14 protein-coding genes are annotated in these 15,830 nt (G+C 53.0%); 6 read left to right on the forward strand and 8 right to left on the reverse strand.

Going from position 1 to position 15,830, the window contains the following annotated elements; genetic code table 11:
• The first annotated feature begins 19 nt into the window (after positions 1–19).
• Complete coding sequence (ligA, locus tag ABK821_RS10015; protein ID WP_343178223.1) at positions 20–2,044, forward strand: NAD-dependent DNA ligase LigA; 2,025 nt, start codon at positions 20–22, stop codon at positions 2,042–2,044.
• Positions 2,037–2,255: a DUF3820 family protein gene (locus tag ABK821_RS10020; protein ID WP_138361112.1), complete on the forward strand. Its 219-nt coding sequence runs from the start codon at positions 2,037–2,039 to the stop codon at positions 2,253–2,255. Before ligA ends, ABK821_RS10020 begins: the two co-directional genes overlap by 8 nt.
• Here ABK821_RS10020 and ABK821_RS10025 read toward each other — a convergent pair.
• Positions 2,252–3,250 carry a bile acid:sodium symporter family protein gene (locus ABK821_RS10025; RefSeq protein WP_138361113.1) on the reverse strand — a complete coding sequence of 333 codons (999 nt, stop codon included), beginning with the start codon at positions 3,248–3,250 and terminating at the stop codon, positions 2,252–2,254. The two genes, ABK821_RS10020 and ABK821_RS10025, sit on opposite strands and share 4 nt — an antisense overlap.
• An 89-nt stretch (positions 3,251–3,339) precedes the next feature.
• Between ABK821_RS10025 and ABK821_RS10030 the strand changes: the two genes are divergently transcribed.
• From ABK821_RS10030 to ABK821_RS10045, 4 genes are all read left to right on the forward strand, one after another.
• Complete coding sequence (locus tag ABK821_RS10030; protein ID WP_138361114.1) at positions 3,340–4,266, forward strand: LysR family transcriptional regulator; 927 nt, start codon at positions 3,340–3,342, stop codon at positions 4,264–4,266.
• A 114-nt stretch (positions 4,267–4,380) separates the two neighbouring features.
• Entirely contained in the window at positions 4,381–5,214 is an 834-nt protein-coding gene (xapA, locus tag ABK821_RS10035; protein WP_138361115.1) for a xanthosine phosphorylase, read from the forward strand.
• A gap of 67 nt (positions 5,215–5,281) precedes the next feature.
• Positions 5,282–6,538 (forward strand): nucleoside permease, encoded by a 1,257-nt coding sequence (locus ABK821_RS10040; RefSeq protein ID WP_138361116.1) that lies wholly within the window; start codon positions 5,282–5,284, stop codon positions 6,536–6,538.
• Positions 6,539–6,633: 95 nt separating this feature from the next.
• Positions 6,634–7,518: a LysR family transcriptional regulator gene (locus tag ABK821_RS10045; protein WP_138361117.1), complete on the forward strand. Its 885-nt coding sequence runs from the start codon at positions 6,634–6,636 to the stop codon at positions 7,516–7,518.
• Between the two features lie 184 nt (positions 7,519–7,702).
• Here the strand turns inward: ABK821_RS10045 and focA are convergent, their stop codons facing one another.
• The 7 genes from focA to hyfF all read right to left on the reverse strand — a co-directional run bounded on the left by focA (position 7,703) and on the right by hyfF (position 15,826).
• Complete coding sequence (gene focA / locus ABK821_RS10050) at positions 7,703–8,560, reverse strand: formate transporter FocA (RefSeq protein WP_138361118.1); 858 nt, start codon at positions 8,558–8,560, stop codon at positions 7,703–7,705.
• A 115-nt stretch (positions 8,561–8,675) separates the two neighbouring features.
• Positions 8,676–10,688 carry a sigma-54-dependent Fis family transcriptional regulator gene (locus ABK821_RS10055; protein ID WP_138361119.1) on the reverse strand — a complete coding sequence of 671 codons (2,013 nt, stop codon included), beginning with the start codon at positions 10,686–10,688 and terminating at the stop codon, positions 8,676–8,678.
• Between the two features lie 111 nt (positions 10,689–10,799).
• Positions 10,800–11,213 (reverse strand): formate hydrogenlyase maturation HycH family protein, encoded by a 414-nt coding sequence (locus tag ABK821_RS10060; protein ID WP_343178224.1) that lies wholly within the window; start codon positions 11,211–11,213, stop codon positions 10,800–10,802.
• A complete protein-coding gene (locus ABK821_RS10065) occupies positions 11,194–11,973 on the reverse strand; it encodes an NADH-quinone oxidoreductase subunit B family protein (protein ID WP_138361121.1) in 780 nt (259 codons plus the stop codon). Before ABK821_RS10065 ends, ABK821_RS10060 begins: the two co-directional genes overlap by 20 nt.
• Complete coding sequence (gene hyfH, locus ABK821_RS10070) at positions 11,970–12,518, reverse strand: hydrogenase 4 subunit H (RefSeq protein WP_138361122.1); 549 nt, start codon at positions 12,516–12,518, stop codon at positions 11,970–11,972. The genes ABK821_RS10065 and hyfH overlap by 4 nt, the downstream gene beginning before the upstream one ends.
• A 10-nt stretch (positions 12,519–12,528) precedes the next feature.
• Positions 12,529–14,247 (reverse strand): NADH-quinone oxidoreductase subunit C, encoded by a 1,719-nt coding sequence (locus tag ABK821_RS10075; protein WP_171034872.1) that lies wholly within the window; start codon positions 14,245–14,247, stop codon positions 12,529–12,531.
• Positions 14,234–15,826 (reverse strand): hydrogenase 4 subunit F, encoded by a 1,593-nt coding sequence (gene hyfF / locus ABK821_RS10080; RefSeq protein ID WP_138361124.1) that lies wholly within the window; start codon positions 15,824–15,826, stop codon positions 14,234–14,236. Before hyfF ends, ABK821_RS10075 begins: the two co-directional genes overlap by 14 nt.
• Positions 15,827–15,830 lie beyond the last annotated feature (4 nt).

Here is a 15,830-nt window from a genome sequence, read left to right on the forward strand (position 1 = left end):
TTATCATTGATGGTGTGATATGGAATCGAATGAACAAAAACTGACTGAACTGCGAACCACGCTTCGCCATCATGAATATCTGTACCACGTCATGGATGCACCGGAAATTCCTGATGCTGAATATGACCGCTTAATGCGTGAGCTGCGTGAGCTGGAAGCGCAACATCCTGAACTGATTACGCCGGACTCGCCAACCCAGCGCGTCGGCGCCGAACCGCTGGCCTCATTTAGCCAGATTCGTCATGAAGTCCCGATGCTGTCGCTGGATAACGTTTTTGATGAAGAGAGCTTCCTCGCGTTTAATAAGCGCGTTCAGGATCGCCTGAAAAACACCGACGATCTTGTCTATTGCTGTGAGCTAAAACTGGATGGCCTGGCCGTCAGTATTCTGTATGAAAACGGCATACTGGTACAGGCGGCGACTCGCGGCGACGGAACAACCGGGGAGGACATTACGTCCAACGTGCGTACTATTCGCGCTATCCCGCTGAAGCTGAGAGGCGACAATATCCCACAGCGGCTGGAAGTTCGCGGTGAAGTTTTTCTCCCTCAGGCTGGATTCGAAAAAATCAATGAAGAGGCTCGCCGAACCGGCGGGAAAGTGTTCGCTAACCCACGTAACGCGGCTGCCGGTTCTTTACGTCAGCTCGATCCGCGCATTACGGCGAAGCGACCACTTACATTCTTTTGCTATGGCGTGGGTGTGCTGGAAGGCGGCGTGTTGCCGGAGAGCCATTCAGCGCGTTTACAGCAATTTAAAGCCTGGGGATTGCCGGTCAGCGATCGCGTAACGCTCTGTCACACGCCAGAAGACGTGCTTACTTACTATCGCAAAGTGGAAGAAGATCGGCCGAGTCTGGGGTTTGATATTGATGGCGTGGTTATCAAAGTTGATTCACTGGAATTGCAGGAACAGTTGGGCTTTGTGGCCCGCGCGCCGCGTTGGGCGGTGGCGTTTAAGTTTCCGGCGCAAGAACAGATGACCTTCGTACGCGATGTTGAGTTTCAGGTTGGGCGTACCGGCGCCATTACGCCCGTTGCGCGTCTGGAGCCGGTCCATGTCGCCGGGGTGTTAGTCAGCAATGCGACGCTGCATAATGCGGACGAAATCGAACGTCTGGGGCTACGAATTGGTGACAAGGTGGTTATTCGCCGGGCCGGGGATGTTATCCCCCAGGTGGTCAATGTGGTTCTCTCGGAACGCCCGGAAGGGACGCGCGAGATTGTATTTCCCACCCATTGCCCGGTGTGCCACTCCGATGTTGAGCGCGTTGAGGGTGAAGCCGTTACTCGCTGTACAGGCGGTCTGATCTGTGGCGCGCAGCGTAAAGAGTCTCTCAAGCATTTTGTCTCTCGTCGTGCGTTAGATGTCGATGGTATGGGCGATAAGATCATCGATCAACTGGTTGAGAAAGAGTACGTGCATACGCCGGCCGATCTTTTCCGGTTGACGCCGGGTAAACTCACCGGGCTGGATCGCATGGGGCCGAAATCCGCGCAAAATGTCGTGGACGCACTGGAAAAATCCAAAGAAACCACGTTTGCCCGTTTTCTTTATGCGCTAGGTATCCGTGAAGTTGGGGAGGCCACGGCAGCAAGTTTAGCCGCGCATTTCGCCACCATTGAGGCACTGGAACAGGCTTCCATTGACGACCTGCAAAAAGTGCCCGATGTGGGGATTGTTGTCGCTACGCATGTGCGTAATTTCTTTGCTGAAGAGAGCAACCGTGACGTTATTGCGCAATTGCGTAAAGAAGGCGTCCGCTGGCCCGCGCCTGTCATGGTCAACGCCGAAGAGATTGATAGCCCATTTGCCGGTAAAACGGTGGTTCTGACGGGCAGTCTGAGTCAGCTGTCGCGGGACGATGCGAAAGCGCAGCTCGTTGCGTTGGGCGCGAAGGTCGCGGGCAGCGTGTCGAAGAAAACTGATCTGGTCATCGCCGGGGAAGCCGCGGGGTCTAAACTGGTCAAAGCGCAGGAACTGGGGATTACGGTGATTGATGAAGCCGAAATGCTGCGCCTGCTTGGAGAATCGCGTGGATAAAGCCCGGCTTATTGAGATTGCCAACACGGAAATGCCGTTTGGTAAATACAAAGGACGTCGTTTAATTGATGTGCCGGAAGAGTATTTGCTGTGGTTTGCCCGTAAAGATCAATTTCCCGCCGGGCATCTTGGCGAGCTGATGGCGTTGACGTTGCTGATTAAAACGGAGGGGCTGACCGACCTGGTTCAGCCCCTGAAGCGTCCTCGTTAAGCCTCGGAGGCGCGGGTCTTTTCCTGTGCCTGTAATGCTTCGTTCTGGCGTTTATAGCGCCTCGCCAGAACGGCGCACACCATTAACTGAATCTGATGGAAGATCATCAGCGGCAGCACCATTATCCCCAGTATTGAGGTCGGGAAGAGAATATTGGCCATCGGGATCCCGTTTGCCAGGCTCTTTTTCGACCCGCAGAACACAATGGTAATTTCATCCGCCTTATTGAAGCCGCATTTACGCGCGACAACGACGTTAATCGTAATCACAATGGCCAGAAGTACCAGGCATACAATGACGATAAACAGCAGCGATCCGATACCGACTTTATGCCAGATACCGTTAACGACCGCTTCGCTGAAGGCCGAATAAACAACCAGCAGAATGGACGTCTGGTCGGTTTTTGAGATCCACTTTTTATGTTTTGCCACCCAGTCGCCAATCCAGGGACGAGAAAGATGCCCCAGCACAAACGGCAGAAGCAGTTGTAGCATAATTTTTCCGACCTGCTCCAGACTTCCGCCTGCGCCGTGCAGATTCATCAACAGACCGACCAGCAAGGGCGAAATAAAAATCCCCAGCAGGCTTGAGGCCGAAGCCGAGCACACGGCAGCCGCGACGTTACCGCCAGCCAGCGAAGTAAACGCAATCGCCGACTGGACGGTCGCGGGCAGAATACACAGATAAATAAAACCGGTGTACAGCGCCGGATCAACGTTGATGGGGGCCCACTTTGCGAACAGTACGCCGAGCACAGGGAATACGATAAACGTGCTGCATATTACCCAGAGATGCAGGCGCCAGTGGCTTCCTCCGGCAACAATCGCCTCACGAGAGAGTTTCGCACCATGCATAAAAAATAACAGGGCAATGGCGGCGGTGGTCAAATGCTCGAAGAAGGGAACAAACCCACCGCGGGCAGGGAAAAAGGAGGCCAGCAGGACCACGGTGACTAACGTGAGAGTGAATGGATCAATAATGCGGAAAAATTTCATAAACGCTCCTGAAAATCGATGCCGCTATTGTGCTTTCTTTAGTTTGAGAAATAAAATTGATTTATTGCATCTATTCATGAAAAAAAGAAATGAATTACTCGCTACGTCAATTAAGAGTGTTTGTGGCCGTCGCACGCGCTAAAAGCTTTAGTCGGGCGGGGGAGAATATCGGTCTCAGTCAGTCGGCGGTCAGCCATAGTGTTAAAGACCTGGAGCATCGCACCGGCGTGCGTTTGCTCGATCGAACGACCCGGGAAGTGGTACTCACGGAGGCCGGTCAGCAACTGGCCGTCAGGCTTGAACGTCTGCTAGATGAACTGAACAGTACGTTGCGCGAAGCGGGCCGTGTCGGACAGCAACTGACGGGAACCGTCCGGGTTGCGGCCAGTCAGACCATTTCTGCGCATCTGATCCCGCAGTGCATTGCCTATAGTAATCAGTATTATCCGGAGATCGATTTCGTTCTGCACGATCGCCCTCAGCAGTGGGTGCTGGAGAGCATTCGTCAGGGCGAGGTGGATTTTGGCATTGTGATCGATCCCGGCGCTGTCACTGATCTACAGTGTGAGACGGTTCTCGCGGAGCCTTTCTTGTTGCTTTGCCGTCGGGATCACTCTTTTTCTTCTCGTGACTCGGTGAGCTGGCAGGCGCTACAGCATCAGCGACTGGTGTTACAGGATTATGCATCAGGTAGCCGTCCGCTTATTGATACCGCGCTTGCGCGATTTTCGGTTGAGGCAAATATTGTGCAGGAGATTGGCCACCCGGCAACGCTGTTTCCCATGGTTGAGTCGGGGATAGGTATCAGCATATTGCCAGCGTTAGCTCTGCCGCTTCCGCAAGGCAGTCAGTTACAGGTGAAACGGCTTACGCCGGTGGTTGAGCGGCAACTGATGCTGGCACGACGTAAAAATCGCTCGTTATCTACCGCGGCAGAAGCGTTGTGGGAGGTGGTCCGACATCAGGCCGGCCAATTAACCGCGTTGCGCGAGCATGACCCCTTGTATCAGATATAAAATCAATAGCTTTTAGGTATTGAACGTCCTGGAAAACTGTATTGGTAATCGATTGCGTAGCATCGTTATAACAATCTGGTGCCAGATCAATTTTTCAGTTTTTAAGGACATTTCATGAGCCATTCTCTTTTCTCACAGAACCCGTGGTATAGCGCAGACATTATTCGCGGCTATAAGCCAGATTTTACGCCGCGGGTCGCGTTTATTCTTGGCTCAGGCCTCGGGGCGCTGGCAGAACAAATTGACGATGCCGTGGCGATTTCTTACGAGAAGCTGCCGGGATTCCCTGTCAGTACCGTGCATGGACATGCAGGTGAACTGGTACTCGGCTATTTGGCTGGCGTTCCTGTCGCATGTATGAAAGGTCGCGGGCATTTCTATGAAGGGCGTGGCATGACGGTGATGACCGATGCCATCCGGACGCTAAAACTTCTGGGGTGTGAATTGCTGTTCTGCACTAACGCGGCGGGCTCTTTACGCCCGGAAACCGGGCCCGGCAGTCTGGTGGCGTTAAGCGATCACATTAACACCATGCCGGGGACGCCAATGGTTGGCCTGAATGATGAACGCTTCGGCGAGCGTTTCTTTTCTATGGCCAATGCCTATGACGCGGATTATCGCGCCATTTTGCAGCGTGTTGCGGCCGAAGAAGGTTTTCCGCTTACCGAAGGTGTGTTTGTTTCTTATTCGGGGCCTAATTTTGAAACCGCGACAGAGATTCGCATGATGCAGATTATTGGCGGCGACGTGGTGGGGATGTCCGTGGTACCGGAAGTGATTACGGCCCGTCATTGCGGGTTGAAAGTGGTGGCCGTCGCGGCAATCACCAATCTGGCTGAAGGTCTGGGGGATGTGAAATTATCTCATGCGCAAACCCTGGCGGCGGCAGAACTTTCCCGGCAGAACTTTATCAACCTGATCTGCGGCTTCCTGCGCAAACTGGTCTGAATAAACCATAACACCAATAATATTGCTCCCATTTGCGGAGTTTTACTTTAAGGGCAAGGAACGGAAAATGGGTATCGTATCTCGCTTAAAGCTCATGTCGTTTTTGCAGTATTTTATCTGGGGAAGCTGGCTGGTAACTCTGGGTTCTTACATGATCAACACCCTGCATTTCACCGGGGCGAATGTCGGTATGATTTATAGTTCCAAGGGACTGGCAGCGATTATTATGCCGGGCGTTATGGGGATCATTGCCGACAAATGGTTACGTGCGGAACGCGCCTATATGCTCTGCCATCTGGTCTGCGCCGGGGTGTTGCTTTATGCGACGACCGTTACCGACCCGGAGACGATGTTTTGGGTGATGCTCATTAACGCGATGGCCTATATGCCGACGATCTCGTTGTCCAACAGTGTCTCCTACGCTTGTCTGGCGCAGTCTGGCCAGGATCCGGTGACCGCATTTCCACCAGTTCGCGTATTTGGCACCATGGGTTTTATTGTCGCGATGTGGACGGTGAGCCTGATGGGACTGGAACTGAGCAGCGCGCAACTGTATATCGCCTCTGGCGCTTCGTTATTTCTGGCGATGTATGCGTTTACGCTACCAAAAATCCCTGTTGCCGGGAAAAAATCGGCGGCAACGTTTGCCAGTAAACTGGGGCTGGATGCCCTGGTGCTGTTTAAAAATGCGCGAATGGCGATTTTCTTCCTGTTCGCTATGATGCTGGGGGCGGTGTTGCAAATTACGAATGTCTTTGGTAACCCGTTCCTGCATGATTTTGCCCGCTATCCGGCGTTTGCAGATAGTTTTGTGGTGAAGTATCCCTCTATTTTGCTTTCGGTTTCGCAGATGGCGGAAGTCGGTTTTATTCTCACTATTCCGTTCTTTCTTAAGCGCTTTGGCATTAAAACAGTGATGCTGATGAGTATGCTGGCGTGGACGTTGCGCTTCGGTTTCTTTGCTTTTGGCGATCCTTCTCCGCTCGGTTTTGTGCTACTGCTGATGTCGATGATCGTCTACGGGTGCGCATTTGATTTCTTTAATATTTCGGGATCGGTGTTCGTGGAGCAGAGCGTCAGTCCAGACATTCGTGCCAGCGCGCAAGGGCTGTTTATGACAATGGTGAACGGTTTCGGCGCGTGGCTGGGGTCAATTCTGAGCGGCATGGCGGTGGATTATTTCTCTGTCGATGGCGTGAAGGACTGGCAGACCATCTGGCTGGTGTTTGCGGCCTATGCGTTGGCGGTGGCGGTTCTTTTTGCGCTATTTTTCCGAGAGCGGCATGAGCCTGAGGCGTTGACGAAGAAAGAAATGGCGCCGTAGCTTTCCGGTGGCGGGGTCATTTCCCCGCCGTTTCATTTTCTATGATGCCATGTGGTAACTTTGCGTATTCTCTTCCGCTCAGGAACGCATTACATATGGAACGCACGCATCGTATCGATCTGAAGTTATTGCGCTACTTTCTTGCTGTCGCAGAAGAGCTGCATTTTGGACGAGCGGCCGCCCGCCTGAATATGTCGCAGCCTCCGCTGAGTATTCATATTAAAGATCTGGAACAGCACCTCGGTACGCCGTTGTTTGTTCGTCATTCCCGCAGCGTGGCGTTGACGCATGCCGGAAAAATTCTGATGGAGGAATCCCGCCGTCTGCTTACCAACGCGAACCAGGCCCTGGCGCGAGTGGAGCAGATTGGGAGGGGTGAAGCGGGGCGGATAGAATTAGGTGTGATCGGCACGGCAATGTGGGGAAACATGCGCCTGGCGATGCGCCATTTTTTGCAGGAAAATCCGAATGTTGAAGTCCTTTTTAGAGAGAACATGCCTGCTATGCAGATGGCGATGCTGGAACGACGGGAGCTGGACGCCGGGATCTGGCGAATGGCAATAGAGCCTTCTCCAGGGTTTACCAGCCAGCGTTTGCATGAATCCTCTTTTCTGGTTGCAATGCCGGAAGAGCACTCACTTACCGTGCTTGAGGAGATCCCTCTTGCGTTGCTGCGTAACGAATATTTTGTCACTATGCCGTCAATACATACCGACTGGACGTTTTTGCAACGCGTATGTCAGCGGGCGGGATTTTTGCCGATGATTGTCCGCGAAGTGATGGAGCCGCAAACGGTTCTGGCGATGATCAGCATGGGAATGGGTATCACACTGATCGCCGATAGCTATGCGCAGATGCAATGGCCTGGCGTCGTGTTTCGTCCACTGGAGGAGCGTATTCCGGCCGATTTATACATCGTATATGACCACCAGCAGGTGACCCCCGCTCTGGAGAAAATGGTCTCAGTGCTGACGAATTGAATGCCGTATGCCGCGGGCGAGGGAAATGAGCGCGTTACCCGGCCTGGGCAGACGCAAAACGCTCCCGACGGACTCGCAGACTGAGATATCCATCTGAAGTCCGAACGGTTGTCCGGACTTTGAATCGTATTTTTCAGACGCGGGCGCCTGACTTCAGAATAAGGCGCCTCGCGGGGGCGATAGCTTAATGTTCATGTTTCTGTTCGCGCAAATAGATTATCCAGTAGGTAATACTGACCAGAACGCCGCCGCCGATAATATTGCCGATGGTTACCGGGATTAAATTATCGATAATAAAATTATGCACCGTCAGCATCGGGAAATTATCCGCTGTGGTCTGCGTCATACTCCAGAATTGATCGGGGGAAAAGTCGCGAATCACGATCGCCAGCGGGATGATAAACATATTGGCAATACTGTGCTCAAAGCCACTGGCGACAAACATGCCGATAGGCAACAACATTGCGACGATTTTGTCCGTCAGAGAGTGGCCGGAATAACTCATCCAGACGGCAAGGCAAACCATTAAATTACACAACGTCCCCAGGCAGACCGCCTCAATAAAGGTATGGTGCATTTTATGATCGGCGGTTTGCAGAACATTGAGCCCCCATAAGCCATTGCTGCTCATGGCTTGTCCGGAAAACCAGATCAACAAAACAAAAAAGAGCGCCCCGACAAGATTGCCGAAATAAACAATAATCCAGTTCACAATTAACTGCCGCCAGCTAATTAAGCCGCTGGCTTTCGCCATGACCGTCATTACTGTCGACGTAAAAAGATCGGCACCACATACGACAACCAGAATCAGACCGAGTGTAAAACAGAGGCCACCGGCGAGTTTTGTTAATGATGTTGCCGGCGTTGCCCCCGTGGTTACCGTGATATAAAAAACAAAGGCAATAGAAATAAAGACTCCCGCGGTTATAGCCAGAAAAAATGCGAGATCTTTTCTCTTGGAAACTTTATAGACACCGGCCTGTTCCGCGACTTTTGCCATTTCTGCGGGCATGCGCAAATCGAAAGAAATATCATTCTTCATCGAAGGCTCCTGGATTACATTAAGACATGCATGATTACCTTCATATATGCATAGTGCGTACCAGAATGCCTTCGTCATTCGGTGCTAATATGTGATCCATTTCACTTTACAACCGCTAGAGTACTTCCCGTGCGGCAATGCCCAGACGCTGCATCCGCGACAGCAGGGTCGTGCGCTTCATCCCCAGGCGGGTTGCCGCGCCGCGCGGCCCGGCGACAATACCATTCGTCTCCCTGAGCACCTGGATAATTCGCTGGCGTTCCTCTTCATCGGTTTCCGGCGCGGCGGGATTTAACATTTGCGCCATTGAACCTCGCGGCTGAACGTCATGACTTAAAGACGGCAACAGGTGAGTTTGCGGGGTATTAAGATGTAAATTCAGGGTGGTGCCGCGAGTGAGCAACACGGCGCGTTCAATAACGTTTTCCAGTTCCCGTATATTACCAGGCCAGTCCCATGACATCAGTTGCTGGAGCGTTTCGGAGGAGATGCTATCAATGGTACGATTCATCCGTTTCGCCATTTTTTGCGTAAAATATTTCGCCAGCAGAGGAATATCTTCCGGCCGCTCGCGCAACGGCGGTAATTCCAGAGGGAAGACATTAAGCCGATAAAAAAGATCGCTGCGAAACTCCCTGTCTTCAACCATTTGCCATAAGTCACGATTGGTGGCGGCAATGACTCTGACATTAACCGGAATAGTTTTATTGCTGCCGAGGCGCTCAATTTCCCTTTCCTGTAATACGCGCAATAATTTGGGCTGTAGCTCTAATGGAAGGTCGCCGATCTCATCAAGAAACAGCGTACCCCCATCGGCAATCTCAAAACGACCGCGATGGGTGTTAATTGCGCCGGTAAAGGCCCCTTTATCGTGGCCAAATAATTCACTTTCCAGCAGGCTGGCGGGGATGGCGGCGCAGTTAATTTTCACCAGTGGTTTATCGCGCCGCAGACTTAACTGATGTACGGCGCGGGCGATAACTTCTTTGCCGGTTCCGGTTTCTCCGCAGATGAGAACCGTGCTGTCGCTTTGCGCCACAATTTCGACCTGCTGTAGCAGCTCGTCCATAGCCCGGCTTTTATAAATAATATCGCCCATCCCCTGGCTGGAAAATAACTGCTCGCTGAGCTGGCGATTCTCCTGTTTAAGACTTTCCTTCAGCTCTGTCATATTGCGCCAGGCGTTGGCATTATCGACAGCAATAGCGATGCGATCGGCAATATGCTGCAGTAATTCACAATTTTCTTTGCTAAATACACTGGCTGAAGTATGTGCCAGGAACAGTATGCCTGGCGTACGATTGCCGAAGGTCATTGGGAGTATCACTGCGGCTTCCAGGCCCCGTTCCGCGATTTTCTCCAGCAAAGCGTCCCGTTGCCACAGGGCCGGATCTTCAGCAAGATGAAGTAAGCGATGCTGGTTCTCACGCAGCGTTTGCATGAGAATCTCGCTGCTGCCAGGCAGATGATATTGCGTGTACTCAGGCTCCGAATCTGAAAAGTGGGTGCACCACACATGGAACTTATCCGCCTGTCGGCTATCACGCAAAACCAGACTCACGGATGTTGTGCCAAAGAAATGATGAATTTCGTTGCCGATGTCGGCGACAAGTTCTTCCAGATCGAGATGGGACAGAACAGAATTGGTGATATCGACCAGCACCCGGTGATGATCGCGCTCTTTCGCCACTGCCTGTAGCGTTACCCGCTGTTTGGTTTGTTCAATCATCGCGGCGAGAACGGGCGTGATGATGCGCGTTAGCCAGTTGAACAGCATGATATCCTGGGGTGAGAACGGGTCGCCAGTGATACAAATGAAACGCAGTTCTATCATCAGGGCATTGTCAGGCTGCACCACATGTCGCGAACAGTCTGCGTAGTCACCTTGCCAGGCTTCTGTTGCCGTCTCGTCGCTTCCGTCATCAAAGCAACGATACCAAATCTCGCTGCCAATAATGTGGAGCTCAATAAGCTGTACAGTACGAAAAGAGGGCGGGAGCGGAATGAAAGCGCGCAACAGAGACGCCTTATCATTCTGCTGAGTCAAAAACTGTAACAGTGCATTGATGAGATTATCTTGCGGTATCTCTTCAGGCGGGGCAGGAGTTGCCTCGTCAAACATAGTCATCAAGAGTCCTTTTTAATGAAGGGACATTCCACGTAACGATGGCGCGTTAGATTGATTATCCTGGCCTTATAATACTATAGCCTATCCCTTCATTTTGTAATGTTATCCTTCTCACGAGATCTTTTTTGCCATCAGATAAATGGCGGGTTCGCGAACAATATCATCCAACAAATGAATAAACTGGATACTCAGCGATTTCCAGGAGGCCGCGCCATCGTCAGCCAGCGTCGCGAAGGCGTGAGTCAGCATGGCGGTGTGCGACGCATCAATCACAATTTCCCCAAAGGTTAAGACGCCAGCCATTTTTCGCCGCGCCTGCTCGTCACTTAACAAGTCAATCCATTCACGATATTCCTGCAGAGGGCAACGCAGCGCCACATTGAGACAATCAATCACGCCGACATGATGGCCAATCGCCAGTGAGTAATACATAACCTGACGACTTTTCTCTGGCATGGAGACACTGCTGTCGATAAACTTTTTCCGCAGCGTCCAGAAGACGATCTCACCGCTGTTTTCCGTCATATCCCCCCCGAACCGTCAGTAATAATTGATGGACAATATCATTCAGTCGCGGATCGTTCGCTTCCCGGAGCCAGTGTTCAACCTGCTTTCCGGTGGGATCGCGGGTAAGTACCGTGAAAAGCCGATCGCATATTTCCCGTCCCTGACGGTATCCCGCAAGACGTCTGGCTTCGCGTTCTACGGCAACACGCTGTGCGGGAGGAATGTGCGGCCACAGGAGTTGAGGGGATTCGGCGGCGGCCTCCAGATAATCGACCGCATGGATCTTTTGCTGAAGTAGGCCAAGCGCGACCGCAAAACCATGAATCGTGGCGGCAGGCGTCGGAGGGCAGCCCGGAATCCACACATCGATAGGCACGATTGTGTCGCTGCCTCCCCACACGCAATAAAGATCGTGGAAAATACCGCCACCGACGCCGCAGGCACCGTAGGAGAGGCATATCTTATGGTCCGGCGCCGAATGATACGCCCGCAGCGCAGGCATGCGCATGGCGCGCGTTACCGCGCCGGTAAACAGCAGAATATCGGCATGGCGCGGCGACGCGACGACTTTGATCCCAAAGCGTTCGGCATCAAACAGCGGCGTAATGGCTGAGAAAATTTCAATTTCACAGCCGTTGCAACCGCCGCAATCCACCCGATAAACATACGCTGAGCGGCGAATGTCCTGCAGAAGCAGCTGTTTCATTTTCTGCGCCTGGTCATCCAGGGTGATGGGCTGGCTGACATGATGGCGATGCGTTTCAAACGAGGTCGTCATAGTTTTTCCTTAATCGCAAAGGAAATATTTTCACTGCCGCCATGAAATAACGCGGCATGGCGTCGGCATTCCGGGCAAATGCATGCCTGTTGACGCAGCGTTTCCAGAAGGTCCGGGGTATGTTGCTGTTGCGCCAGTAGCTCTACCGCCATCTCAATAGATTTTTCCGCCGCGAAGGGCCGCTGGCAGCGCGTACATTTCTGCAAACGGAAGGTGGCGCGCGTATAGAGATCCGTCTTATTGGTGACGGCGAGCTCAAAGTTTTCCGACAGACGTATTGCCCGGGTAGGGCACACTTCTTCACAGCGCCCACAATAAATGCACCGCCCCAGATAGAGTTGCCAGGTCCGGGTGTTATTTTTATCGTCCGTTTCCATTGTCAGAGCATTGGCCGGACAGGCGGAGGTGCAGGCCGCACAAGCAATACACTGGCGCGGATCCAGCTCAGGCTTTCCGCGAAAACCAGGGCAGACTTCCAGTGGGGCAAAAGGGTATTTCACCGTCGGTTCGCCGGCCCGCATGATTGTTTTCAGTAATTTCAGCATTTTTCTGTCCTTACTTTAGCGGTGAGCGATTTCGCTCCAGGCCATAACGTTCGATCTCTTTATATGGCACGGTCCTGGACTGACGTTTACGAACGTCGACCAGCGTCACACGGTCAGTGCATGAATAGCAGGGATCGAGGCTACCTATAATCAACGGCGCGTCAGAAACCGTGTTTCCGCGTAACATGTAGCGCAGTACCGGCCAGTTGGCATAGGTGGCGGCGCGGCATCGCCAGCGAAACAGTTTCTGATTATCGCCGAGCATACTCCAGTGAACGTCTTCGCCACGCGGCGCTTCAACGTAGCCAAGCGCGAAGGCGTGCGGACGATAGCTGAAGCCTTCTGTGAGCAACGGCGTGTTGGGCAAGTTGTCGAGGGCGAATTCGATCATCGCCATCGAATCAAAGGTCTCTTTGACCCTGACCATCACTCTGGAGAAAACATCGCCGCCAGCGAAGGTGAACAGCGTTTTTGGCAGGTTGCCGTAATCGGCGTAGGGGTGATCGAATCGCAGATCGCGGGAGAAGCCACTGCCGCGAATCAACGGCCCCACGGGGCTGAAATCACGGGCGATCTGCCGGTCAAGGATACCAACCCCCTGCGTGCGCTGCTCAATATTTGGCGTGTCTAATAGCATTTCAACCAGCTCAGTGACTTCCGCGCGCATCTCTCTGACCAGTTGCAGCGTTTTCAGGCGCTGTTCTTTCAGAATATCCCGGCGAATTCCGCCAATCAGGTTAAGTCCGTAGGTTTTGCGTGAACCGGTTAACAGTTCCGCTATGGTCATTGATTTCTCTCGTACGCGGAAAAACTGCATAAAGCCGGTATCAAAGCCGACGAAATGGCAGGAAAGACCAAGATTGAGCAGATGACTATGCAGTCGCTCCACCTCCAGCAGGACGGAGCGAATGGTGTGTGCCCGCTGCGGAACCTCAATACCCAGCGCATTTTCCACAGATGTGGCGTAGGCCACGCTATGCGCAAAGCCACAAATGCCGCATACGCGATCCGACAAAAAGGTTACTTCGTTGTAACCCATGCGCGTTTCAGCAAGTTTCTCCATACCACGATGGACATAGAACAGGCGATAGTCCGCATCGACAATCTGCTCACCATCAACGAACAGCCGAAAATGGCCCGGTTCGTCAGACGTGATATGCAGCGGACCGATGGGAACAATCCGTGCGTCATTGTCGCCATCGTTAATGAAAGAATATGTTTCCGTATCAGTGGTCGGTTCCGGCCGCAGACGATAATCCATCGCATCTTTACGTAGCGGATGCATATCGTCTGGCCAGTCATCCGGTAACACCAGACGGCGTTGATCCGGCAGGCCGACAGGAATCAGACCGTACATGTCGCGAATTTCCCGCTCCCCCCAAACGGCGGCCGGGACGCGCGGTGTGACGGAGGGGAACTCCCGGCTATCGGCATCAACCAGTGCTTTAACCACAATCCAGCACTTTTCTTTTCCTTCAATTGAGAGCGCATAGTACACCGCGTAATGTCCGTTCAGGCTACGCTCGTCGTTGCCAAACAGAACAGGCAACCAACCTTCATGCTGGTAATAGAGATAATGCACCACATCCGGCAGCAGGTTAGTCTTCACGGTAATCGTAACCTGCGTTGGCGTCTGTCGCTCTTCCTCCAGTATGGCGCCGGGAAACTGTGCTTTTACCGCGGCCAGACAGGTTTCGCCGCAGTTTGAAGATAAATTAACGCTGTCCAAATAGTTCACTTTTATTCTCCGGTACTGAGGCGGTCGTGGGATTCATAAAATCTTGCCAGCCGTTTATTTGCACAGGCTGTTCATGCGAGCCTGAAAGGACAATGGCCGAGGCATTTTCCAGAATCTGGCTTACGGGGTGTGGAATATGCGTCCCCATGACCAGCATCATGACCAGCAGAATGGCCATCGGGGCAGTGGTCAGCCAGCCCAGTTCGCCGCGGCTCACGGCTTCCGGCGGGTGGGCAAACAGCACCCGCGCCACCATGCGCACCAGCCCTGCCAGTACCAGCGTCAGCAGCAGCAACAGCAAAATGGTGATGGCGATATGATCGCGGGCGAGGCCCGCCGCGACGGTCATGAATTCACTGAGGAAAATGTTGAACGGCGGCATTCCTCCCAGCGCCAGCGCGCCGCCGCCAAGTAACACGGCGCTAAAGGGCATGATCTTCAGCATACCGCAGACGACATCCAGATTGCGGGTGCCGTACTTCAGCAGTACGTTCCCCGAACCGCAGAACAGAAGGGTTTTCGCCAGACTGTGGTTGAGGGTATGGAGCAGGGCCGCCAGAATGCCCAGCGGACCGCCAATCCCCAGCGCGACGGCAATCAGCCCCATATTTTCCACGCTGGAATAGGCCAGCAGACGTTTCATATCCTGCTGCACGAGGATAAAAAATGCTGCCACGGCGACCGAAAGCAGACCAAATATCAGCAGTAGCTTGCTGGGGAAATCGCTGCCGATGGCATGGCAGATAATGATGTAGTAGCGAATCAGCACCAGTAATGCGCAGTTCAGCAACACCGCTGAGAGCAAGGCGCTGACCGGACTCGGCGCTTCGCTATGGGCATCCGGCAGCCAGGCGTGCATCGGGAACAGCCCGGTTTTGGTACCGAAACCAATCAGAATAAATACAAAAGCCAGCAGCATCAGCGTTGGATTCAGCCGCGTCGCCTCTTTAAGGACTTCCGTCCAGAAAATCGCCTGATTAGGGTCGGGCATAAAACTGGCGGCGTTGGCGTAGACCAGCACCGTGCCAAACAGGCCGAAGGCGACGCCGACCGTACAGATGATAATGTACTTCCATGCCGCTTCGAGCGAGGAACGTTGCCCATAGATACCCACCAGAAACGCCGAACTTAGCGTCGTGGCTTCGATCGCCGCCCACATGACAATCAGATTGTTACTGGTGACCACCAGCAGCATGGTAAATAAAAAGAGATGGAAGAATCCGTAGTAGTCGCAGAGCGTGACCGGTGAGATCTCACCATGCGCGACTTCGTGGCGCATATAGCCAATCGAATAAATACCGGTGAGAAAGCCGATCGCGCCGAGAATCGCCAGAAACAATCCGCTCAGGCTATCAATATGCAGCCACTGGTGTGCGGCGAATATTTCGCCTTCACGTAAAGCTTCATTTACCGTCCATAGCGCCAGAATCAGCAGCAGTGTTATGCCCGCCGCATGCAGGATGGTGACTGTCCCGACAGCGGCATTTCCCATTATCCGGCAGGCAAAGCACAATAACGAGAAAACCAGTGGTACCAGCAACAGTAAGGTGAAGATGACAGAATGACTCATTTCA

The organism is Klebsiella sp. KE9456, from assembly GCF_043832615.1.
In the GTDB taxonomy this organism is placed as follows: domain Bacteria; phylum Pseudomonadota; class Gammaproteobacteria; order Enterobacterales; family Enterobacteriaceae; genus Klebsiella; species Klebsiella indica.

What these genes read in the sequence shown, in the direction of transcription:
- ligA (WP_343178223.1), top strand. Translation starts at nt 20, where the DNA reads ATGGAATCGAATGAACAAAAACTGACTGAACTGCGAACCACGCTTCGC.
- ABK821_RS10025 (WP_138361113.1), bottom strand. Translation starts at nt 3,250, where the DNA reads ATGAAATTTTTCCGCATTATTGATCCATTCACTCTCACGTTAGTCACC.
- ABK821_RS10030 (WP_138361114.1), top strand. Translation starts at nt 3,340, where the DNA reads ATGAATTACTCGCTACGTCAATTAAGAGTGTTTGTGGCCGTCGCACGC.
- xapA (WP_138361115.1), top strand. Translation starts at nt 4,381, where the DNA reads ATGAGCCATTCTCTTTTCTCACAGAACCCGTGGTATAGCGCAGACATT.
- ABK821_RS10040 (WP_138361116.1), top strand. Translation starts at nt 5,282, where the DNA reads ATGGGTATCGTATCTCGCTTAAAGCTCATGTCGTTTTTGCAGTATTTT.
- ABK821_RS10045 (WP_138361117.1), top strand. Translation starts at nt 6,634, where the DNA reads ATGGAACGCACGCATCGTATCGATCTGAAGTTATTGCGCTACTTTCTT.
- focA (WP_138361118.1), bottom strand. Translation starts at nt 8,560, where the DNA reads ATGAAGAATGATATTTCTTTCGATTTGCGCATGCCCGCAGAAATGGCA.
- ABK821_RS10055 (WP_138361119.1), bottom strand. Translation starts at nt 10,688, where the DNA reads ATGACTATGTTTGACGAGGCAACTCCTGCCCCGCCTGAAGAGATACCG.
- ABK821_RS10060 (WP_343178224.1), bottom strand. Translation starts at nt 11,213, where the DNA reads ATGACGGAAAACAGCGGTGAGATCGTCTTCTGGACGCTGCGGAAAAAG.
- ABK821_RS10065 (WP_138361121.1), bottom strand. Translation starts at nt 11,973, where the DNA reads ATGACGACCTCGTTTGAAACGCATCGCCATCATGTCAGCCAGCCCATC.
- hyfH (WP_138361122.1), bottom strand. Translation starts at nt 12,518, where the DNA reads ATGCTGAAATTACTGAAAACAATCATGCGGGCCGGCGAACCGACGGTG.
- hyfF (WP_138361124.1), bottom strand. Translation starts at nt 15,826, where the DNA reads ATGAGTCATTCTGTCATCTTCACCTTACTGTTGCTGGTACCACTGGTT.